This window comes from Sphingomonas sp. CFBP 13714 (genome assembly GCF_014842205.1).
In the GTDB taxonomy this organism is placed as follows: domain Bacteria; phylum Pseudomonadota; class Alphaproteobacteria; order Sphingomonadales; family Sphingomonadaceae; genus Sphingomonas; species Sphingomonas aerolata.
In genome coordinates this window covers 235,795-255,311 of the sequence record NZ_JACYVG010000006.1, presented here as the reverse complement: position 1 = coordinate 255,311, position 19,517 = coordinate 235,795, and the positions used below count along the sequence as shown (strand labels likewise).

Annotated in this window: 25 protein-coding genes; 20 read left to right on the top strand and 5 right to left on the bottom strand. The window is 65.2% G+C overall.

Annotated features, from left to right (window positions below):
- Positions 1–18 precede the first annotated feature (18 nt).
- From IFT54_RS15285 to IFT54_RS15270, 4 genes are all read right to left on the bottom strand, one after another.
- Positions 19–219, bottom strand: a complete 201-nt coding sequence (locus tag IFT54_RS15285; protein ID WP_031396564.1) for a DUF2842 domain-containing protein — start codon at positions 217–219, stop codon at positions 19–21.
- Entirely contained in the window at positions 216–749 is a 534-nt protein-coding gene (locus IFT54_RS15280; RefSeq protein WP_037527506.1) for a 5-formyltetrahydrofolate cyclo-ligase, read from the bottom strand. Before IFT54_RS15280 ends, IFT54_RS15285 begins: the two co-directional genes overlap by 4 nt.
- Positions 750–965: 216 nt before the next feature.
- Positions 966–1,274, bottom strand: a complete 309-nt coding sequence (locus IFT54_RS15275; protein ID WP_031440961.1) for a cell division protein ZapA — start codon at positions 1,272–1,274, stop codon at positions 966–968.
- Positions 1,274–1,498, bottom strand: coding sequence for a hypothetical protein (locus IFT54_RS15270; protein WP_031396567.1), 225 nt, complete (start codon positions 1,496–1,498; stop codon positions 1,274–1,276). The genes IFT54_RS15275 and IFT54_RS15270 overlap by 1 nt, the downstream gene beginning before the upstream one ends.
- A 144-nt stretch (positions 1,499–1,642) precedes the next feature.
- On the opposite strand from IFT54_RS15270, the gene gap reads away from it, so the two are divergent.
- The 3 genes from gap to IFT54_RS15255 all read left to right on the top strand — a co-directional run bounded on the left by gap (position 1,643) and on the right by IFT54_RS15255 (position 4,426).
- Positions 1,643–2,653 (top strand): type I glyceraldehyde-3-phosphate dehydrogenase, encoded by a 1,011-nt coding sequence (gap, locus tag IFT54_RS15265; protein ID WP_192071253.1) that lies wholly within the window; start codon positions 1,643–1,645, stop codon positions 2,651–2,653.
- 175 nt (positions 2,654–2,828) lie between these two features.
- The gene (locus IFT54_RS15260; RefSeq protein ID WP_192071252.1) at positions 2,829–3,239 is read left to right on the top strand and encodes an MOSC domain-containing protein; all 411 of its coding nucleotides are present in this window, start codon (positions 2,829–2,831) and stop codon (positions 3,237–3,239) included.
- Positions 3,236–4,426 (top strand): phosphoglycerate kinase, encoded by a 1,191-nt coding sequence (locus IFT54_RS15255; protein WP_192071251.1) that lies wholly within the window; start codon positions 3,236–3,238, stop codon positions 4,424–4,426. Before IFT54_RS15260 ends, IFT54_RS15255 begins: the two co-directional genes overlap by 4 nt.
- On the opposite strand, the gene IFT54_RS15250 is transcribed toward IFT54_RS15255, so the two are convergent.
- Positions 4,423–4,932, bottom strand: coding sequence for a TlpA family protein disulfide reductase (locus tag IFT54_RS15250; protein ID WP_446740677.1), 510 nt, complete (start codon positions 4,930–4,932; stop codon positions 4,423–4,425). The genes IFT54_RS15255 and IFT54_RS15250 overlap by 4 nt on opposite strands.
- A 154-nt stretch (positions 4,933–5,086) precedes the next feature.
- Here IFT54_RS15250 and relB point away from each other — a divergent pair, with 154 nt between their 5' ends.
- The 17 genes from relB to nuoI all read left to right on the top strand — a co-directional run bounded on the left by relB (position 5,087) and on the right by nuoI (position 19,500).
- Positions 5,087–5,317, top strand: a complete 231-nt coding sequence (gene relB, locus IFT54_RS15245; protein WP_037527511.1) for a type II toxin-antitoxin system RelB family antitoxin — start codon at positions 5,087–5,089, stop codon at positions 5,315–5,317.
- Between the two features lie 14 nt (positions 5,318–5,331).
- Complete coding sequence (locus IFT54_RS15240; RefSeq protein WP_037527513.1) at positions 5,332–5,643, top strand: type II toxin-antitoxin system PemK/MazF family toxin; 312 nt, start codon at positions 5,332–5,334, stop codon at positions 5,641–5,643.
- A 13-nt stretch (positions 5,644–5,656) separates the two neighbouring features.
- Entirely contained in the window at positions 5,657–6,577 is a 921-nt protein-coding gene (locus IFT54_RS15235) for a class I fructose-bisphosphate aldolase (protein WP_192071250.1), read from the top strand.
- A 75-nt stretch (positions 6,578–6,652) separates the two neighbouring features.
- Complete coding sequence (gene thiE / locus IFT54_RS15230) at positions 6,653–7,339, top strand: thiamine phosphate synthase (RefSeq protein ID WP_192071249.1); 687 nt, start codon at positions 6,653–6,655, stop codon at positions 7,337–7,339.
- Positions 7,340–7,511: 172 nt separating this feature from the next.
- The gene (locus IFT54_RS15225) at positions 7,512–8,522 is read left to right on the top strand and encodes a L,D-transpeptidase family protein (protein WP_192071248.1); all 1,011 of its coding nucleotides are present in this window, start codon (positions 7,512–7,514) and stop codon (positions 8,520–8,522) included.
- 4 nt (positions 8,523–8,526) lie between these two features.
- A complete protein-coding gene (locus IFT54_RS15220; RefSeq protein ID WP_192071247.1) occupies positions 8,527–9,135 on the top strand; it encodes a M23 family metallopeptidase in 609 nt (202 codons plus the stop codon).
- Between the two features lie 73 nt (positions 9,136–9,208).
- Positions 9,209–9,772: an elongation factor P gene (efp, locus tag IFT54_RS15215; RefSeq protein ID WP_037527514.1), complete on the top strand. Its 564-nt coding sequence runs from the start codon at positions 9,209–9,211 to the stop codon at positions 9,770–9,772.
- Positions 9,773–9,933: 161 nt separating this feature from the next.
- On the top strand, positions 9,934–10,746 hold the full coding sequence (locus IFT54_RS15210) for an inositol monophosphatase family protein (protein WP_031393846.1): 813 nt from the start codon (positions 9,934–9,936) through the stop codon (positions 10,744–10,746).
- Positions 10,747–10,997: 251 nt separating this feature from the next.
- Entirely contained in the window at positions 10,998–11,372 is a 375-nt protein-coding gene (locus IFT54_RS15205; RefSeq protein WP_031393845.1) for an NADH-quinone oxidoreductase subunit A, read from the top strand.
- Positions 11,363–11,932 carry a NuoB/complex I 20 kDa subunit family protein gene (locus IFT54_RS15200; RefSeq protein WP_192071246.1) on the top strand — a complete coding sequence of 190 codons (570 nt, stop codon included), beginning with the start codon at positions 11,363–11,365 and terminating at the stop codon, positions 11,930–11,932. The genes IFT54_RS15205 and IFT54_RS15200 overlap by 10 nt, the downstream gene beginning before the upstream one ends.
- Positions 11,929–12,777, top strand: coding sequence for an NADH-quinone oxidoreductase subunit C (locus IFT54_RS15195; RefSeq protein WP_192071245.1), 849 nt, complete (start codon positions 11,929–11,931; stop codon positions 12,775–12,777). Before IFT54_RS15200 ends, IFT54_RS15195 begins: the two co-directional genes overlap by 4 nt.
- A gap of 20 nt (positions 12,778–12,797) precedes the next feature.
- Positions 12,798–14,009: an NADH-quinone oxidoreductase subunit D gene (locus IFT54_RS15190; RefSeq protein WP_197984712.1), complete on the top strand. Its 1,212-nt coding sequence runs from the start codon at positions 12,798–12,800 to the stop codon at positions 14,007–14,009.
- Positions 14,009–14,677 (top strand): complex I 24 kDa subunit family protein, encoded by a 669-nt coding sequence (locus IFT54_RS15185; RefSeq protein ID WP_192071243.1) that lies wholly within the window; start codon positions 14,009–14,011, stop codon positions 14,675–14,677. The genes IFT54_RS15190 and IFT54_RS15185 overlap by 1 nt, the downstream gene beginning before the upstream one ends.
- A complete protein-coding gene (gene nuoF / locus IFT54_RS15180) occupies positions 14,677–15,978 on the top strand; it encodes an NADH-quinone oxidoreductase subunit NuoF (protein ID WP_056050371.1) in 1,302 nt (433 codons plus the stop codon). Before IFT54_RS15185 ends, nuoF begins: the two co-directional genes overlap by 1 nt.
- On the top strand, positions 15,978–17,972 hold the full coding sequence (gene nuoG / locus IFT54_RS15175; RefSeq protein ID WP_192071242.1) for an NADH-quinone oxidoreductase subunit NuoG: 1,995 nt from the start codon (positions 15,978–15,980) through the stop codon (positions 17,970–17,972). Before nuoF ends, nuoG begins: the two co-directional genes overlap by 1 nt.
- Positions 17,969–19,018 carry an NADH-quinone oxidoreductase subunit NuoH gene (nuoH, locus tag IFT54_RS15170; protein ID WP_031393838.1) on the top strand — a complete coding sequence of 350 codons (1,050 nt, stop codon included), beginning with the start codon at positions 17,969–17,971 and terminating at the stop codon, positions 19,016–19,018. The genes nuoG and nuoH overlap by 4 nt, the downstream gene beginning before the upstream one ends.
- On the top strand, positions 19,015–19,500 hold the full coding sequence (gene nuoI, locus IFT54_RS15165) for an NADH-quinone oxidoreductase subunit NuoI (RefSeq protein WP_031393837.1): 486 nt from the start codon (positions 19,015–19,017) through the stop codon (positions 19,498–19,500). Before nuoH ends, nuoI begins: the two co-directional genes overlap by 4 nt.
- Positions 19,501–19,517 lie beyond the last annotated feature (17 nt).

Below are 19,517 nucleotides of genomic sequence, written 5' to 3'. Positions count from 1 at the left end.
TCCGGACAGTGACCGGGATCAGCGCCCCGTTTCCATCCAGCGCAGCACGGGTTTCAGCGGCGCTATCCAGATCAGCCCTGTGACGAGATAGAATGCCAGCTGGCCCAGCCAGTGCCAGCTGCCGACGATCGTCGACAGGCTGACGATCGCGACGCACCACAGGGTGATCAGCAACAGGATGCCGAGCATCCCGGCGGGTTTGCGCCAGCTAGGTGTCATGGCGTGATCCAGTCCTTGTCTGTGGCGATGGCGTGAAGCGGCACGTCCCAGGCGTCGGGCGTCAGCGCGTCGACCTCCTGGATCGCCAGCGCGATCCCGATTCGCCATGCGTCGGGATGCGCGAGAAATGCGCGGTCGTAATAGCCTGCGCCCTGGCCGATGCGATTGCCGTGACGATCGAACCCCACCAGCGGGGTGAGGATGATGTCAGGGGCGAGCGCAGCGGCATCGGCCGGGGGCTGGTGAAGCCCGAAGGGGCCTGCGATCAGCGCCGCCTCGGTCTCCCACGCGAGAAACCGCATCGGCTGGTCGCGGCGCACGACGTGGGGAAGCGCGATGACGCACCCTGCCTCGACAGCAGCGCGTGCGAACGGCAAGGGATCCGCCTCACCAGCCATCGGAACATAGGAGGCGACGGTCAGGCCGGGCGAAAGCCGGGCCAGGAACGCGTCCGGGACGCGGATCTCGACCGGCGCGGCGGCCGCACGGGCGGCCCGCAATGCGGTACGTAGCGCGGCCTTGTCGCTCACGGGTGCGGATCGATCATGCGGGTATCGTCCGATGACGGGAATGGTGATGTGGCGGGCCCACCATGGCCGTGTGCCGGGTTATCCACTGACGCACGGTACGTCAGGTGGGGACCATATGCTTCGGACCAGGGTCCTAACAGGGACAGCCCCCTATGGATGATGAATAGCCTCAGGGATAATAAAGGCTCGTACCGGGCAGAACCCGCCAAGGCCAATCTAGGCGCTCGGCGGGCTTTGCTCAAGGGCCTGTGCAAGTCCTTCGAGACGATCGGCGATGCGCGTCAGCGCGATCTCGCTGACCGCCGATCCTTCGGGCGGACGATGCGCGGCTTCGTCGAGATCATCGGCGAGCATCAGTGCGACGAACAGCATCGCGCGTTCGGCGCTGAGCCCCCCGGCGGCGCGGTCCGCGACCGGCCAGCGTTCGGCGAGCATCGCGCCGAGCAGACGCACGCGCGATTCCTCGCCGTCGCGACACGCGACCGCATGCGGGCGGCCACCGATATCGAGCATGACCTGTGCCATCAGTTGGGGCTCCCGCGGGTGATGACGTCGTCGAGCGCGGCGACCGCCTCCGCCATGCGCGCCTTGAGCGCGGCATGCCGCCTGGCGAGTGCGTCGCCGCTTTCGGCGCGTGCGTGGATCGCGGCTTCGATCCGGCCGATAGCGGCGTCGATCCTGTCGACCGCGGTTGGACCGTCGGGAGGCCTGTCGACGGCCGTCGGCGCGTCGGGAAGAGTATCTGGCATAGATTGCGAGATAGCATGGCCGGGGGGCGCGGCAAGCGGCTTTCGCCCGTGCCGCACACCGTCCATGGTGTTGACAGGGCGCCCCACCGCCCCGCAAAGGCAGCGCGCCCGGAACGGACTCACGGGCGTAGCGGAGATACAGCAATGACGGTCAAGGTTGCGATCAACGGTTTCGGGCGGATCGGCCGGCTCGTTGCCCGCGCGGTTCTCGAGCAGTCGAGCGGCGCACTCGAACTCGTCGCGATCAATGATCTCGGCGACGCCAAGTCGAACGCCTGGCTGTTCAAGCGCGACAGCGTTCACGGCAAATATCCGGGCGACGTGTCGGCCGAGGGCAATGAACTCGTCGTCGACGGCAAGCGAATCCGCGTCACCGCCGAGCGCGACCCCGCCAACCTGCCGCACGCCGAACTGGGCGTCGACATCGTGCTCGAATGCACCGGCTTCTTCACCGACAAGGCAAGCTGCCAGAAGCATCTCGACGCCGGCGCCAAGAAGGTGCTGATCTCGGCACCGGGCAAGAATGTCGACCTGACGGTCGTCTACGGCGTCAATCACGACAAGCTGACGGCCGAGCACACGATCGTGTCGAACGCGTCGTGCACGACAAACTGCCTGGCCCCCGTCGCCAAGGTGCTGAACGATGCGATCGGCATCGAGCGCGGCCTGATGACGACGATCCACGCCTATACCAACGACCAGAAGATCCTCGACCAGATCCACCCGGACCTGCGTCGCGCACGTGCTGCGGCGATGTCGATGATCCCGACCACGACGGGCGCCGCGCGCGCCGTGTCCGAAGTGCTGCCCGAACTGAAGGGCAAGCTCGACGGCTCGGCGATCCGCGTGCCCGTGCCGGACGTGTCACTGATCGACCTGACCTTCACGCCCTCGCGCGACACGACGCGCGAAGAAGTGAACGCGGTGCTGAAGGCGGCATCCGAGAGCGGCCCGCTGGTCGGCGTGCTCGACTGGTCGGACGAGCCGCTCGTCTCGATCGATCTCCAGCATACCCCGGCCTCGTCGACGATCGACAGCCTGGAGACCGCAGTGATCGACGGCAAGCTGGTCCGCGTCGTCAGCTGGTACGACAATGAATGGGGCTTCTCGAACCGCATGGTCGACACGGCCACGGCGATGGCGAAGTTCATCTGAGGTAGAGTACGAGAATGCGGTTCCGCTTCCTCCCTTGCCGTTCGCTTCGAGCGAAGTCGAAAAGTCGCGGCTCGTGACAGCTGGTGTCTCGACTGCGCTCGACACGAACGGGAAAGAGGCCGGGGCCGCAGGCACGATCGCCGGCATCGCGCGTCACGCCCGAGCGAAAGCCCCGATGGAGGTCATCGACCATGTCGAGATCACCATCGAGGCTGGCCTGCACGGTGACTTTCGCGGCTATGTGAAGCCCGGCGGCAGGGGGCGGCGTCAGGTCACGTTGCTCGAACGCGGCGACTGGGATGCCGCGATGGCCGAGGTCGGCTGTGATATTCCCTGGTACGAACGCCGCGCGAACCTTCTCGTCGACGGCTTCGACCTTCCCCAGATACCCGGCACGCGGCTTCGCATCGGCGCGGACGTCGTGCTGGAGGTGACGCGCCACACCGATCCGTGCGAACGGATGGAAGCCCTGGCGCCAGGATTGTTCGCCGCGCTCACGCCCGACTGGCGGGGCGGGGCGTGTACCCGCGTTTTGATGGGCGGCAGAATCGCCGTCGGTGACGAGATCAGGATCGAAGAATCATGAGCAAGCCATTCAAGACACTCGACGACATGGGCGATGTGCAGGGCAAGCGCGTGCTTGTCCGCGAAGACCTCAACGTGCCGATGGCCGAAGGGGCCGTCACCGACGACACGCGCTTGCGGGCGACCGTCGCGACGGTCGGCGAGCTGGCCGACAAGGGCGCGATCGTCCTGATCCTCGCCCATTTCGGCCGCCCCAAGGGCAATCCGAGCCCGGAATTCTCGCTCTCGCAGGTCGTCCGGCCGTATAGCGAAGTGCTGGGCCGCGAGGTTCGCTATGTCGACTGGGAGGGCGCGGACGACGCGGTCGCGATGCTCGAACCCGGTGACATCGCGGTGCTGGAGAACACGCGCTTCTTCGGCGGCGAAGAGACGAATGACCCGGCAGTGGTCGCGCGCTTCGCCAGCCTGGGCGATCTCTACGTCAACGACGCCTTCTCGGCCGCGCACCGCGCGCACGCGTCGACCGAGGGGCTGGCGCATGTCCTGCCCGCCTTTGCCGGCCGCGCGATGGAGGCCGAGCTCGACGCGCTCCAGAAGGCGCTCGGCGCGCCGGAGCATCCCGTCGCGGCGGTCGTGGGCGGCGCGAAGGTTTCGTCGAAGCTCGACGTGCTGCGGCACCTGGTCACGCGCGTCGATCACCTGATCATCGGGGGCGGCATGGCCAACACCTTCCTCGCGGCGCGCGGCGTCGACGTCGGCAAGAGCCTGTGCGAGCATGAGCTCGCCGCCACCTGCGAACAGATCATGGAGGCTGCCGACAAGGCGAACTGCACCGTCCATCTGCCCTATGACGTCGTCGTTGCGAAAGAGTTCAAGCCGAACCCCGCCACGCGCACGATCAACGTGCACGAGGTCGCAGCGGACGAGATGATCCTCGACGTCGGCCCGGCCGCGGTCGAATCACTTGGCGACGTCCTGAAGAATTGCCGTACTCTCGTCTGGAACGGTCCGCTCGGCGCGTTCGAGACGCCGCCATTCGATACTGCCACGGTCGCGCTCGCCAAGACGGCGGCGGCACTCACCGAGGGTGGTTCGCTGGTCTCGGTCGCGGGCGGCGGCGATACGGTCGCGGCGCTCAACCATGCCGGGGTCGCGGATGCATTTACCTTCGTATCGACGGCCGGCGGTGCGTTCCTGGAGTGGATGGAGGGCAAGGACCTGCCCGGCGTCGCCGCGCTGACCCGTTAAGTTTTCGGCGCCGGCTCGTTGAGCAGGGGCACGAGCAGCCTGTTCAGGTCGGCCAGGTCGAACGCGCCGGGTTTCGCATAGCGGACGACCCCGGCGCGATCGATGATGTAGTTGGTTGGCAGCGCGCCCATGACGCCAAACGCGCCCTTGATCCGCCGGGCCGATGGTATCGCCAACGCCGCGAAGACCGGTTTCAGTTTGTACGCCGGGAGCGAATCTTCGGTTGCGACCGCGAAGACGCGCAGACCGTTGTCCTTGCGGAGCCGATAATAGGTATCGAGCAGCGGCAGTTCCGCCTTGCACGGCCCGCACCATGTCGCCCAGAAATTGAGGATGACGACCTGTCCGTGCAGGTCGGTGCTGCTGATCCTGCTGCCGTCGATCAGCGTCATCTCGAACCTTGGCGCCCGGTCGCCGACCTTGATCGTCGCCGTGGCGTGAGACGGCGTCATCGCGATCGCGAGCGCCAGAGCGCTCGCGACCACGCCCGTTGTCGAAACCGTCATTGCCCGCTCTCCCCCCGGAGGTTTTCCCTTCGCCATCCTCGGCGTCCGGGGATCGTGCGTCAATCCGTCCCTGGCGCGCGTTCGAGTGCGGTCGGGCAGGGGTTGATCCAGCGCCGCCCCTTGCCTATGTTTAACATGTTAAACGGAGACTCGGATGCTCGGCGTCAGGCTCGATAGCGACCTCGAAGAACGACTCGCGGCGGTCGCCCGCACGCAAGGACGCAGCAAGAGCGATATCGCACGCGAAGCCGTGCGCCGCTACGTCGAACGCCACGATGAAGCGTTCCTTGCGGAGGCAAAGCGGCAATCGCTCCTCGCTGCCGCACATGATCGACACGCGAAGGACGAAGACTGGGATGCCATGTTCGCGGAGTCCCTGACGTGAAAATTACACGGGGCATGGTCGTGATCGGGGCTGGCAAAGGGGAGTCTTCCCGGAAGCCACGACCGTTCCTCGTCGTTCAGTCAGACCTGTTCGCTGATCATGGCACGGTCTCGCTGTGCCCACTCACCAGCGTCATCACCGGCACCAGCCTCTTTCGCGTGTCGCTCGAGGCGTCGCCCGAGACGGGTCTTCTCTGCGACAGCGAGATTCAGGTCGACAGGCTCGACACGCTCGACCGCAACGCCATCGTCAAGATTATCGGTACGATACCCATCACCACCATGACCCGGGTCGACGACGCGCTGCGCCGCTGGCTCGAACTCTAAGACAGGAATGACCATGACCTCGACCATCACACCGCACGTCAAATCCATCCTCGACAAGTATGAGGCCACGAGTTCGGCCGTAAAGGCGAACCTTGCGCGCATCCTGATGCAGGGCAAGCTCGGCGGTACCGGCAAGCTGGTGATCCTGCCCGTCGACCAGGGCTTCGAGCACGGCCCAGCACGCAGCTTCTCGGTCAATCCGGCGGCCTATGACCCGCATTACCATTATCAGCTCGCGATCGACGCCGGGCTCAGCGCCTATGCAGCCCCGCTCGGCATGCTCGAGGCGGGCGCGGACACGTTCGCCGGGCAGATCCCGACGATTCTGAAGTGCAACAGCTCGAACAGCTGGGCGACGTCGATCGACCAGGCGGTGACCGCGACCGTGGCGGACGCCGTGCGGCTCGGCTCGGCGGCAATCGGCTTTACCATCTATCCGGGCGCGGACCAGTTCTTCGACCTGGTCGAGGAAATCCGCGAGCTGAGCGAAGAGGCCAAGTCGGTCGGCATCGCGACCGTCATCTGGTCCTATCCGCGCGGCGGCGAGCTGACCAAGGACGGCGAGCTCGCGCTCGACGTCGGCGCCTATGCCGCGCACATGGCGGCGCTGCTCGGCGCGCACATCATCAAGACCAAGCTGCCGACCGATCATATCGAGCAGAAGGAAGCCAAGCCGCTCTATGCGGGGACCGACTGGTCGAAGCAGGCCGATCGCGTCCGCCACGTTGTCCAGTCGAGCTTTGCCGGGCGTCGCATCAACGTGTTCTCGGGCGGCGCGTCCAAGGGTGCCGATGCGGTCTTCCAGGATGCACGCGACATTCGTGACGGCGGTGGCAACGGCTCGATCATCGGCCGCAACACCTTCCAGCGTCCGCGCGACGAGGCGCTGGCGATGCTCGACCGGATCATCCGGATCTACAAGAACGAGGAATAAGCGCGGTTTCGCCCGTCCGTCATCCCGGCTCTGCGCCGGGGTGACGGGCGCGGCGCGACCCGCTAGGGGCGGGGAATGACCGAAGAAGATCCGCTGGGCCCGCTCGACCCGACATTCGCCGAGAATTTTCGCCGCGACATGCGGCGGCCGCCATGTCAGCTCTATCTCGTCTCGCCGCTCGACGTCGGCGGAGACTTTCCCGAACGACTGGCACGTGCGATCGACGCCGGGCCGGTGGCGGCGTTCCAGTTCCGCGTGAAGGACATCGACCAGCACGCCGCTGCGGCGCTCGGCGCGCCGCTGCGCGCGATCTGCGCCGAGCGCGACGTCGCGTTCATCGTCAACGACGATATCGGGCTGGCAAAGCGGCTCGACGCGGACGGCGTGCATCTCGGGCAAAGCGATGGCGATCCGCGCGAGGCGCGCGCGCAGCTAGGCCCCAATGCGCAGATCGGCGTCACCTGTCACGGCAGCCGGCATCTGGCGATGGAAGCGGGCGAGGCCGGCGCCGACTATGTCGCGTTCGGGGCCTTTCATCCGACCACGACCAAGACCGTCGAGCATCTGGCCGAGCCCGTGCTCCTGTCCTGGTGGTCGACGCTGTTCGAGATGCCGTGTGTCGCGATCGGCGGGATCACGCCCGACAATGCCGCGGCGCTGGCGGCGGCGGGCGCCGATTTCATCGCGGTGTCGGGCGCCGTCTGGAATGGTGACGAGGTCGCTGCGATCAAGGCATTCGGCGAGGTGCTCGCCAAGCGTTGAGACCCTGCGTCGCCCTCGGATACCTCAACTGTCGCGCTGCGCCTTGCGGCTCTGGATCCTGACTTTCGTCAGGATGACAGTTTGGGGTGATGGAGGCGCGTTGGCTGGCGTCACGGAAACAACCGTCGTTCCAACCGTTTGATGCAGTAGCGTAACGGTTGGGATGACGAGCATGACGGCATTTGTGACGAAAGCTTCGGTTCTTGCAGGTTGCCTGCTCGCGGCCCTGCCGGCGGTGGCGCAGCCTGTCCCTGCCAAGCCGGTACCGATCGACCGCAACGTACTGCACGTCCAGGTGATCCTCGATCATCTGGGTTTCGGTCCGGGCGTACTTGACGGACGCGGTGGTCAGTCGCTCGTCGCGGCGTTGAAGGGGTTCCAGGAGGCAAAGGGGCTGCCGATTACGGGCAAGCCCGACACGCAGACGATGCGCGCGCTGTATCCCTATCGTGCGGCACGGCCGACTGTCACGGTTGCGCTGACGCCCGAGATGCTGGCGGGGCCGTTCGTCAATCCGCTGCCCAAGGACCCGGCGAAGCAGGCCGAGCTGCAAACGATCGGCTACCGGACGGTCATGGAGAAGCTGGGTGAGATGTTCCACACTACGCCCGCGGTGATCATGGCCCTCAACTCGCCGTCGACCAAACTGTCGGCGGGGACAAAGGTGGTGTTTCCCAACGCTCTGCCGACGTCGCGCGACTATGATTCCAAGTTCCGCCCCGACTGGCGCGCGACGCTCAACATGCTCAACGTCGATGCGAAGCAGCCTCAGGCGGATCACGTCGTCGTCGACAAGTCCGATGGCGTGCTGCGGGTGCTCGACGCGAACGACAAGCTGATCGCGCAGTTCTCCGCGACGATGGGGTCGAGCCACGACCCGCTGCCGCTGGGGACGTGGACGATCAAGGGCTCCGACTATAACCCCAAATTCCACTTCAACCCGGCGTTGTTCTGGGATGCGAAGAAGGGACAGAAGAAGGAGATGCTGCCGCCGGGGCCGAACGGTCCGGTCGGCGTCGTCTGGATGGACCTGTCCAAGGATCATTACGGCATTCACGGCACGCCCAATCCCGAGACGATCGGGCGCGCCGAAAGCCATGGCTGTATCCGCCTGACGAACTGGGATGCGGCGCGACTGTCGATGATGATCAAGCCGGGGACCAAGGCGGTCTTCCAGGCCTGATCGCATGACGCGGACGTTCTGGGTTATTCTCGCGCTGATCGTCCTGGTGGTCGGCGCGTTCGCTTCGATGCTGTCGTTCGGCGACGGTGGGCGGCAGGCGGTGGCGTGGCGCACACCGTCGCCAGCCTCTCCGAAGGCTCAGGCAGAGGTCCAGAATGCTGATGCGCCGCGAGCATTGACGATGCCGGTGCTCGGCGTGAAGCGCACCGCGGTCGGCAACAGCTGGAACGATCCGCGCGGCGGCGGGCTGCGCGGGCATCATGGCACCGACATCATGGCGGCGGGCGGCACGCCGGTCGTCGCCGCGGCGCCGGGACGAATCGAAAAGCTGTTCCAGAGCGCGCTTGGCGGGATCACCGTCTATGTCCGGTCACCCGACCGGCGCTGGACCTATTATTACGCGCACCTCGCGGGCTATGCGCCGGGCTTGCGCGAAGGCATGGAGGTCGGGGCGGGGGATCGGCTTGGCTATGTCGGCGACACCGGTGACGCGGGCGCAGGCAATTATCACCTGCATTTCGGGGTGAGCCGGATGCAGCCGGGCCAGCGCTGGTGGCAGGGCGAGGAGGTCAATCCCTACCCGCTGCTTGCCCGCGCGCGGCCGTCCCGCTAAAGCGCGCGGCTTCGGGTTTCCGCACGGCTTTGCCTGGCGGACGGCCCCTAGCTCTTTCCAGCAGGAATCGGTCATGAAGATCAACGCGGTCGAGATTCGTCCCGGCAACATCCTTGAATATGAAGGCGGCATCTGGCGCGCCGTGAAGATTCAGCATACCCAGCCCGGCAAGGGCGGCGCCTATATGCAGGTCGAGATGAAGAACCTCATCGACGGCCGCAAGAGCAACACGCGCTTCCGCTCCGCCGAGAGCGTCGAGAAGGTGCGGCTCGACACGGTCGACTTCCAGTATCTGTTCCGCGACGGCGACGCGCTGACCTTCATGGACAAGGTCAATTACGAGCAGATCACGCTGGATGCCGACATCCTGGGCGACGCCGCGGCGTTCCTGCAGGATGGCATGGATGTCGTGATGGAGCTCTGGGAAGAGCGGCCGATCTCAGTCCAGTTGCCCGACACGATCGAGGCGCTGATCGTCGAGGCGGATGCGGTCGTGAAGGGGCAGACCGCCTCGTCGTCGTACAAGCCTGCGGTGCTCGAGAACGGCGTGCGCGTGATGGTGCCGCCGCATATCGGTGCCGGCACCCGGATCGTGGTCGATGTCTATGAGCAGACCTATGTAAGGCGTGCTGATTAAGGCCGAGCGGCCGAGACGGATAGCTTAAGCTATCCGCACGACCCGCCGGCCCGGCCGGCGGGCATGGCCCGGCCGACGACGCGGGCTTTGCCCACGGCCTCGGTCTGCGGCACTGCCCCACCCCAACCCCTCCCCTGAAGGGGGGGGCTGAAAGGATTGAAATGCCCAGCCATTCCGGCATCATGACCGTCATCGAGCGCGCCGCCCGCAAGGCCGCGCCGCGCCTGCGCCGCGATTTCAACGAGGTCCAGCAGCTGCAGGTCAGCCGCAAGGGTCCCGCCGACTTCGTCAGCCAGGCCGACCAGCGCGCCGAGCAGACGATCTTCGAAGAGCTGAGCCACGCACGCCCCGACTGGGGCATGTTGATGGAGGAGCGCGGCGAGGTCGCGGGTGATCCCAACAAGCCGCGCTTTATCGTCGACCCGCTCGATGGCACGTCGAACTTCCTCCACGGCATCCCGCATTTCTGCATCTCGATCGCGGTCGAGGAGCCGATGCCGAATGGCAAGCGCGAGGTCACGACTGCGCTCGTGTATCAGCCGCTCACCGACGAGAGCTTCTGGGCTGAGCGAGGCCGCGGCGCGTGGCTGACCGACCAGCGCCTGCGCGTGTCGTCGCGGCGCGATCTGGCCGATTCGCTGATCGCGACGGGTATTCCGTTCCTCGGTCATGGCGATTTCGCGCAGTGGAGCCGTATCTTCGGTGCGGTCGCACCCGAGGTGGCGGGGATCCGCCGTCTCGGCGCGGCGGCGCTCGATCTCGCCTGGCTGGCAGCGGGGCGGTTCGACGGCTTCTGGGAATCGAACCTGAAGCCGTGGGACGTCGCGGCCGGGATGCTGCTGGTCAAGGAAGCGGGCGGCTATGTGACCGACTTCCGCGGTGGCGACCGCGCGATGGAGCGCAACGAGTTCCTCGCGGCAAATGATGCGCTGCATTCGCGGCTGCATAAGCTGGTGGCCGGCGCGCTGCGCTGATGCATTTTGGTCGGTAGACCGGGCCGGCCTGCCAAATGTCCGTCACCCCAGTATTTGCTGGGGTGACGGTATTGCTGGGGGCTACGACCGGCGCCCGGCGGTTGCCGTTGCTTGCACAACCATGCAGGTAACGCAGGTTTCCCACGGGGCTCATACAGCTCTTGCGAGTGATTCTCACGGGCCGCCAGCCTTGCCCCACGGGGCCCATCGGCCTAAAGGCTCCCCATCTGTTCGCATCTGCGAGAAGCCATTTGGTCGACCTGTCGCACTATCTTCCGATCCTCCTGTTCCTCGGGGTCGCCATCGCATTGTCGAGCACGTTCGTGTTCCTGCCGATGGCTGTCTCCAGGCTCACCGGGTCGCACAAGCCTACGCCCGAGAAGCTGAGCGAATATGAGTGCGGCTTCCCCGCATTCGAGGATCCGCGCAGCCAGTTCGACGTGCGCTTCTACCTGATCGCCATCCTCTTCATCATCTTTGATCTCGAGGCGGCGTTTCTGTTTCCCTGGGCCGTCTCGGTCTTCACGCTCGGCTGGACCGCGTGGATCTCGATGATGATCTTTATCGGCGAACTGGCCCTCGGCCTCGCCTATGCATGGAAGAAGGGAGCACTCGATTGGGAGTAGAGCTCACATCGCAGCCCGGTTCCGGTCTGCTGGCACCCGCCGGCAGTGGCGCGATCGTGCCGCCCGACCAGGGCTTTTTCGACGGCCTGAACGGTGAACTGACCGACAAGGGTTTCCTGGTCACCTCGACCGAGGAGCTGTTCCAGTGGGCCCGTACCGGCTCGCTGTGGTGGATGACGTTCGGGCTCGCCTGCTGCGCGGTCGAGATGATCCACGTCAACATGCCGCGCTATGATCTCGAGCGCTTCGGTGCCGCACCGCGCGCGTCGCCGCGTCAGTCGGACGTGATGATCGTCGCCGGCACGCTGTGCAACAAGATGGCGCCCGCACTTCGCAAGGTCTACGACCAGATGTCGGAGCCGAAATACGTGATCTCGATGGGATCGTGCGCGAACGGCGGCGGCTATTATCATTATAGCTACAGCGTCGTGCGCGGTTGTGACCGGATCGTCCCCGTCGACATCTACGTCCCCGGGTGCCCGCCGACTGCGGAAGCGCTGTTGTACGGCATCATGCAGTTGCAGCGTAAGATCCGGCGGTCCGGGAGCATCGAACGGTGAGGGCGCCCGCACCAGCCTATGCCGCCAATGACGGCGTGATCGACGCGGCCCGCGCCGCGCTCGGCGGCATGCTGCTCGACGCGGTCGACAAGGTCGGCGAGGTCGCTCTGCACGTCCGTCGTGAAGATCTGTACGACGCGATGATCGCGCTACGTGATACGCCGGGGCTTGCCTATCAGCAGCTCATGGAAATCGCCGGCGTCGACTATCCCGATCGTGCCGAGCGGTTCGAGGTCGTCTATTGCATGCTGTCGCTGACGCGGAACCACCGCCTGCGCGTCCATGTCGCGACCGACGAGGACAAGCCGGTGCCGTCGGTGACCGACATCTGGCCGGTCGCCGGCTGGCTCGAGCGCGAAGTGTACGACATGTACGGCGTGCTGTTCAGCGGCAACCCGGACCTGCGTCGCATCCTGACCGATTACGGCTTTCGCGGCCACCCGCAGCGCAAGGACTTCCCGCTGACGGGCTATGTCGAGCTGCGCTATTCGGAAGAGGCGAAGCGCGTCGTGTACGAACCCGTGCAGCTCGCGCAGGACTTCCGCACGTTCGACTTCATGAGCCCGTGGGAGGGCGCCGAATACGTCCTTCCGGGTGACGAGAAGGGCGCGCTGCCGCAGGCCAAGGGGGCGCAGACGCCGCTCTCGGCCGATACGATCGTCAAGGCGGATGCGGCACAGAGCGCGACCAAGGCGCCTGACGCGCCGAGCGAGCCCTATGCGAAGAAGGATGTCCAGAACACCACGCAGAGCGGTGCGGGCGAGCCCAATCCGGGCAACCAGAAGCAGGACAAGCCCGTGGAGTCGGACGTGATCCCGACCAAGGGCGGAGGACAGAACCAGTGAGTCTCTATGTAGAGGAGCTTCTGGGCCAGGGCGATGCGGCCGATCCCACGACCGGCGACGTCACGATCCAGAACTACACGATCAACTTCGGTCCGCAGCATCCGGCGGCGCACGGCGTGCTCCGCCTGGTCATGGAACTCGACGGCGAGATCGTCGAGCGTGTCGACCCGCATGTTGGGCTGCTTCACCGCGGCACCGAGAAGCTGATCGAGTACAAGACCTACACGCAGGCGCTCCCGTATTTCGATCGTCTCGATTACTGCTCGCCGCTGTGCATGGAGCATAGCTGGGTGCTGGCGGTCGAGAAGCTACTCGACCTCGAAGTCCCTGAGCGTGCGCAGTATCTGCGCGTGTTCTTTGCCGAGCTGACGCGCATTTCGAACCACATGCTCAACCTCGGCAGCCACGTCATGGACGTCGGCGCGATGACGCCGAACCTGTGGCTGTTCGAGATCCGCGAAGACTGCATGAACTTCTTCGAGCGCGTCAGCGGCGCGCGCATGCATTCCAACTATTTCCGTCCGGGTGGCGTGCATCAGGATGCACCGCTCAAGCTGCTCGCCGACATCGGTGACTGGCTCGACACGCGCCTGCCGCGGCTGTTCGAGGATGCGATTTCGCTCGTCGCGGACAACCGCATCTTCAAGCAGCGCAACGTCGACATCGCGATCGTCAGCCGTGACGATGCGATAAAGTGGGGCTTTTCGGGTCCGATGATCCGCGGCTCGGGCATCGCCTGGGATCTGCGCAAGTCGCAGCCCTATGACGTCTATGCCAAGATGGACTTCGACGTGCCGGTCGGCACGCGTGGCGACTGCTATGACCGGTTCATGGTGCGCGTCGAGGAAGTGCGTCAGTCGGCACGGATCATGAAGCAGTGCCTGCGCGACATGCCCGAGGGTCCGATCGCGTCGCTCGACCGCAAGGTCGTGCCGCCCAAGCGCGCTGAGATGAAGCAGTCGATGGAAGCGCTGATCCATCACTTCAAGCTCTATACCGAGGGCTTCCACGTGCCCGCCGGCGACGTCTATGTCGCGACCGAAAGCCCCAAGGGCGAATTCGGCGTGTATCTGGTCGCCGACGGCAGCAACAAGCCGTACCGCTGCAAGATCCGCCCGACCGCGTTTTCGCATCTCCAGGCCTTCGACTTCATGGCGAAGGGTCACATGCTGGCAGATACGACCGCGATCCTCGGCGCGATGGATATCGTTTTTGGTGAATGTGACCGCTGATGGCTGAAGCTCCGAGAATTCCCGACGAGGCAGAGACCCGCGCACGCTGGGGCTCGTTCGCCTGGACGGACGAGAACCAGGTGAAGGCGAACGAGATCCTCGGGCGCTACCCGAAGGGCCGCGAGCAGTCGGCGTCGATCCCGTTCCTCGATCTTGCCCAGCGCCAGGTTGGTGCGGAAACGCAGACCCAGGGCTGGTTGCCGGTTCCGGTGATCGAGTTCGTCGCGCGCCAGATCGGCGTGCCGTACATGCGTGTCTATGAGGTCGTGACCTTCTACACGATGTTCAACCTCGCGCCGGTCGGCCGCTATCACGTGCAGGTGTGCGGCACGACGCCGTGCATGCTGCGCGGGTCGGACGACGTGCTGGCTGCGTGCAAGAACCGTGGCCTCGTCAAGGGCGGCACGACGCCGGACGGCATGTTCACGCTGACCGAGGTCGAGTGCCTGGGCACCTGCGCGAACGCACCGATGGTCCAGATCAACGACGATAACTTCGAAGATCTCGACTACGACAAGACGACCGAGATCCTCGAGGCGCTTGCTAGTGGCGGCACGCCGACGCCGGGGCCGCAATTCGGTCGCCGCGCGAGCTGCCCCGAAGGCGGCCCGACCTCGCTCAAGGCGATGGTCGACGCGAACCACGATTACCGGGGGGAGTGGGCCTGATGCTCGCCGACAAGGATCGCATCTTCACCAACGTCTACGGTTTTCAGCCGTGGAATATCGACGCGGCGATCATGCGCGGCGATTGGGACAATACCAAGGACCTGATGGCGCTCGGCCAGGACGCGATCATCGACGTGATGAAGGCGAGCGGGTTGCGTGGCCGCGGCGGGGCAGGGTTCCCGACCGGCACCAAATGGTCGTTCATGCCCAAGGAGCCGAAGCCCGACCGGCCGAACTTCCTCGTCATCAACGCCGATGAATCCGAGCCGGGCAGCTGCAAGGATCGCGAGATCATCCGTCACGATCCGCACAAGCTGATCGAGGGCGCGCTGATCGCCGGCTTCGCGATGCGTGCGCGTGCCGCGTACATCTACATCCGCGGCGAATATATCCGCGAGGCAGAGACGCTGTTCGCAGCCGTCGCCGAGGCCTATGATCGTGGCTTCATCGGCAAGAATGCGTGCGGGTCGGGCTACGACTTCGACGTGTTCGTCCATCGCGGCGCCGGCGCCTACATCTGCGGCGAAGAGACCGCGATGCTCGAGAGCCTCGAGGGCAAGAAGGGCCAGCCGCGCCTCAAGCCGCCATTCCCGGCAGGCGCAGGCCTCTATGGCTGCCCGACGACCGTCAACAACGTCGAATCGATCGCGGTTGCACCGACGATCCTTCGGCGCGGTGCGGCCTGGTTCTCGAGCTTCGGCGCAGAGAACAACCGCGGTACCAAGCTGTTCCAGATCAGCGGCCATGTGAACAAGCCCTGCGTCGTCGAGGAAGAGATGAGCATCTCGTTCCGCGACCTGATCGAGACGCATTGCGGTGGTATTCGTGGCGGCTGGGACAATCTGCTCGCGGTGATCCCGGGCGGCTCCTCGGTGCCGCTGGTGCCCGCCGCGCAGATCATGGACTGCGCGATGGATTTCGATGGCCTGAAGGCGGTCGGATCGGGCCTCGGCACCGCGGCGATCATCGTCATGGACAAGTCGACCGACATCGTCCGTGCGATCAGCCGCATCTCCTACTTCTACAAGCATGAGAGCTGCGGCCAGTGCACGCCGTGCCGCGAAGGCACCGGCTGGATGTGGCGCGTGATGGAGCGGATGCGCACCGGCGACGCCGAGCTGTCCGAGATCGACATGCTCCAGCAGGTCACCAAGCAGGTGGAGGGTCACTCGATCTGTGCGCTCGGTGACGCCGCAGCCTGGCCGATCCAGGGCCTGATCAAGCATTTCCGCCCAGAGATGGAACGCCGTATCCGCGAACGTGGTGGTGACACCGCGCCGATGATGGAAGCCGCAGAGTAATGCCCTTAGTCAAAGTCGATGGCGTAGAGATTGAGGTGCCGCAGGGCGCCACCGTGCTGCAGGCGTGCGAGCTTGCCGGCAAGGAGATCCCGCGTTTCTGTTACCACGAGCGCCTGAGCATCGCCGGCAATTGCCGGATGTGCCTGGTCGAGGTGAAGCCGGGTCCGCCCAAGCCGCAGGCGTCGTGCGCGTTGCCGGCGGCGGACAAGCAGGAGATCTTCACCAACTCGCCGATGGTCAAGAATGCCCGCGAGGGCATCATGGAATTCCTGCTGATCAACCATCCGCTCGATTGCCCGATCTGCGATCAGGGTGGCGAGTGCGATCTGCAGGACCAGTCGGTCGCCTATGGCCGCGGCCATTCGCGTTATGACGAGAACAAGCGCGCGGTCACCGAGAAATATATGGGTCCGATCGTGAAGACGGTTATGACCCGCTGCATCCAGTGCACGCGCTGCATCCGCTTTGCCGAGGAAGTGTCCGGCGTCGAGGAGATCGGTGCGATCTTCCGCGGCGAGGACATGCAGATCACCTCGTATCTGGAAAACGCGGTCAAGAGCGAGCTGTCGGGCAACGTCGTCGACCTGTGCCCGGTCGGTGCGCTGACCTCGAAGCCCTACGCGTTCGAAGCGCGTCCGTGGGAACTGCGCAAGACGCTGACGATCGACGTCATGGACGCGGTCGGCACCAACATCCGGCTCGACAGCCGTGGTCGCCAGGTGCTGCGCTGCGTGCCGCGGATCAACGAGGACGTGAACGAGGAGTGGGCGACCGACAAGACGCGCCATGCGATCGACGGCCTGGTCCGTCGCCGTCTCGACAAGCCCTATGTCCGCGTGAACGGCAAGCTCCAGCCCGCGACCTGGGACGAGGCCTTTGCGGCAATCAAGGCGGTTGATGCCGGGTCGAGCGTGGCCGCGGTCGCAGGCGACCTGGTCGACTGCGAGACGATGTACGCTGCCAAGGCGCTGCTCGCGAAGATGGGCTCGACGATGCTCGAGGGCCGCCAGACCGGCATGGCCTATGACGTGTCGAACATCGCCGCGGTCAATTTCAACACGACGATCGCCGGCACCGAGCGTGCCGACGCGATCCTGCTGGTGGGTACCAACCTGCGTTGGGAAGCGCCGCTGGTGAACACGCGGGTCCGCAAGGCAATCAAGAAGGGCGCGACGGTCTTCGCGATCGGGCCCGAAACCGAGCTGACCTACAAGGTCGAGTGGCTCGGCGACGATCTGGCGCTGCTCGGCAATCTGCCCGACGCGGTGACCGAGGCGTTCGGCAAGGCCGAGCGTCCGATGGTGATCGTCGGTGGCGCGGCGCTGAAGGGTGGCCACGGCGCCGCGCTGAAGCTCGTCGACACGCTGGGCCTCGTAAAGGACGGCTGGAACGGCTTCAACGTCGTCCATATGGCCGCGTCGCGGATGGGCGGGCTGATGCTTGGCTATGCGCAGACGGGCGGGATCGCGGACGTGATGGGGGCGAAGCTCGGCTTCTTCCTCGGCGCGGACGAGGTCGATTTCAGCCAGTTCCCGGGCTTCAAGGTGTTCGTGGGTCATCACGGCGACAAGGGTGCGGCGGCTGCCGACGTCATCCTGCCGGGCGTGACCTATGCCGAGAAGTCGGGAACCTGGGTCAATCTCGAAGGTCGCGTCCAGCGCGGCGAGCGTGCAGTGTTCGCCCCCGGCGATGCGCGCGACGATTGGTCGATCTTCCGCGCGCTGTCCGACACGCTCGGCCACACGCTCCCGTTCGACAGCTTCGAGGGGCTGCGCGAAGAAATGTTCGCTGCCGTTCCCGCGCTGCGTCATCAGGCGCTCGCGACGTTCGAATGGAACCCGCCATCGCTCGGCGGTGCGGGTGAGGGGGTCCTGGCCGGCTATCCGATCAAGGATTTCTACCTGACCAACGCGATCTGCCGCGCATCGCCGACGATGCAGCGCTGCTCGGCTGAACTTCTCCAAGGGGAAGACTTTGCGGAGGCAGCCGAATGATCTCCTGGTTCGAATCCTCGCTCGGTTACGACTGGGCGTTCTTCCTCGCGACGATCATCGACATTCTCGCAATCGCGCTGCCGGTGATGCTGGCGGTCGCGATGATCATCTATGCCGATCGCAAGATCTGGGCGGCGATGGCGCTTCGGCGTGGTCCGAACGTGGTGGGTCCCTTCGGCCTGCTGCAGAGCTTTGCCGACGGTCTGAAGGTGTTCCTGCAGGAGACGATCGTCCCCGCAGCCGCCAATCGTGCGCTGTTCCTGCTGGCGCCGATCATCACCTTCACGGTCGCGCTGATCGTCTGGGCGGTGATCCCGTTCCAGCCGGGCGTCGTGCTCGCGGACATCAATGTCGGCTTGCTCTACGTACTCGCGGCGTCGTCGCTCGGCGTGTACGGGATCATCCTGGCGGGCTGGGCGTCGAACTCGAAATATCCGTTCTACTCGGCGCTGCGTGCGGCCGCGCAGATGGTTAGCTACGAAGTCGCGATCGGGTTCATCCTGATCTCGGTCGTGCTGTGGTCGGGCACGTTCAACCTGTCCGGCATCGTGACCGCGCAGCAGAACATGTTCGGGCTTCATATCAACGGCTACATCGTCAATCCGCTACTGTTCCCGATGGCCGTGATGTTCTTCATTTCGAGCCTCGCAGAAACGCAGCGTGCACCGTTCGACCTGACCGAGGCGGAGAGCGAGCTCGTCGCCGGCTACCAGACCGAATATTCGTCGATGGCGTTCGCGCTGTTCTGGCTCGGCGAGTACGCAAACGTCATCCTGATGTGCGCGCTCAACGCGACGCTCTTCTGGGGTGGGTGGCTGCCGCCGGTTGACTGGGCGCCGCTCTATTACGTGCCGGGGATCATCTGGCTGTTCGCCAAGATCCTGTTCTTCTTCTTCCTGTTCAGCTGGGTGAAGGCGACCGTGCCGCGCTATCGCTATGATCAGCTGATGCGGCTCGGCTGGAAGATTTTCCTGCCCGTCTCGCTGTTCTGGGTTTTCCTCGTGTCGGGCGTGTTGATGCTGACGCGCGTTGGAGTGGGTTCATGAGCGTTGCTCAGATCATCAAGTCGTTCACTCTGTGGGAATTCGTGAAGGCGCACGCGTTGACGCTTCGCTATTTCTTCAAGGAAAAGGCGACGATCAACTATCCGTACGAGCGTAACCCGGTGTCCCCGCGGTTCCGCGGCGAGCATGCGCTGCGTCGCTATCCCAACGGCGAAGAGCGGTGCATCGCGTGCAAGCTGTGCGAGGCCGTGTGCCCCGCCCAGGCGATCACGATCGAGGCCGAGCCGCGCGACGACGGCTCGCGCCGCACGACGCGCTACGACATCGACATGACCAAGTGCATCTATTGCGGCCTGTGCGCCGAGGCGTGCCCGGTCGATGCGATCGTCGAGGGTCCGAATTACGAATTCTCGACCGAAACGCGCGAAGAGCTGATCTACGACAAGTCGAAGCTGCTCGATAACGGCGATCGCTGGGAAAGCGCGATCGCGGCGAACCTTGCCGCCGATGCGCCGTACCGTTAAGCGAGCGCCGCGATGAC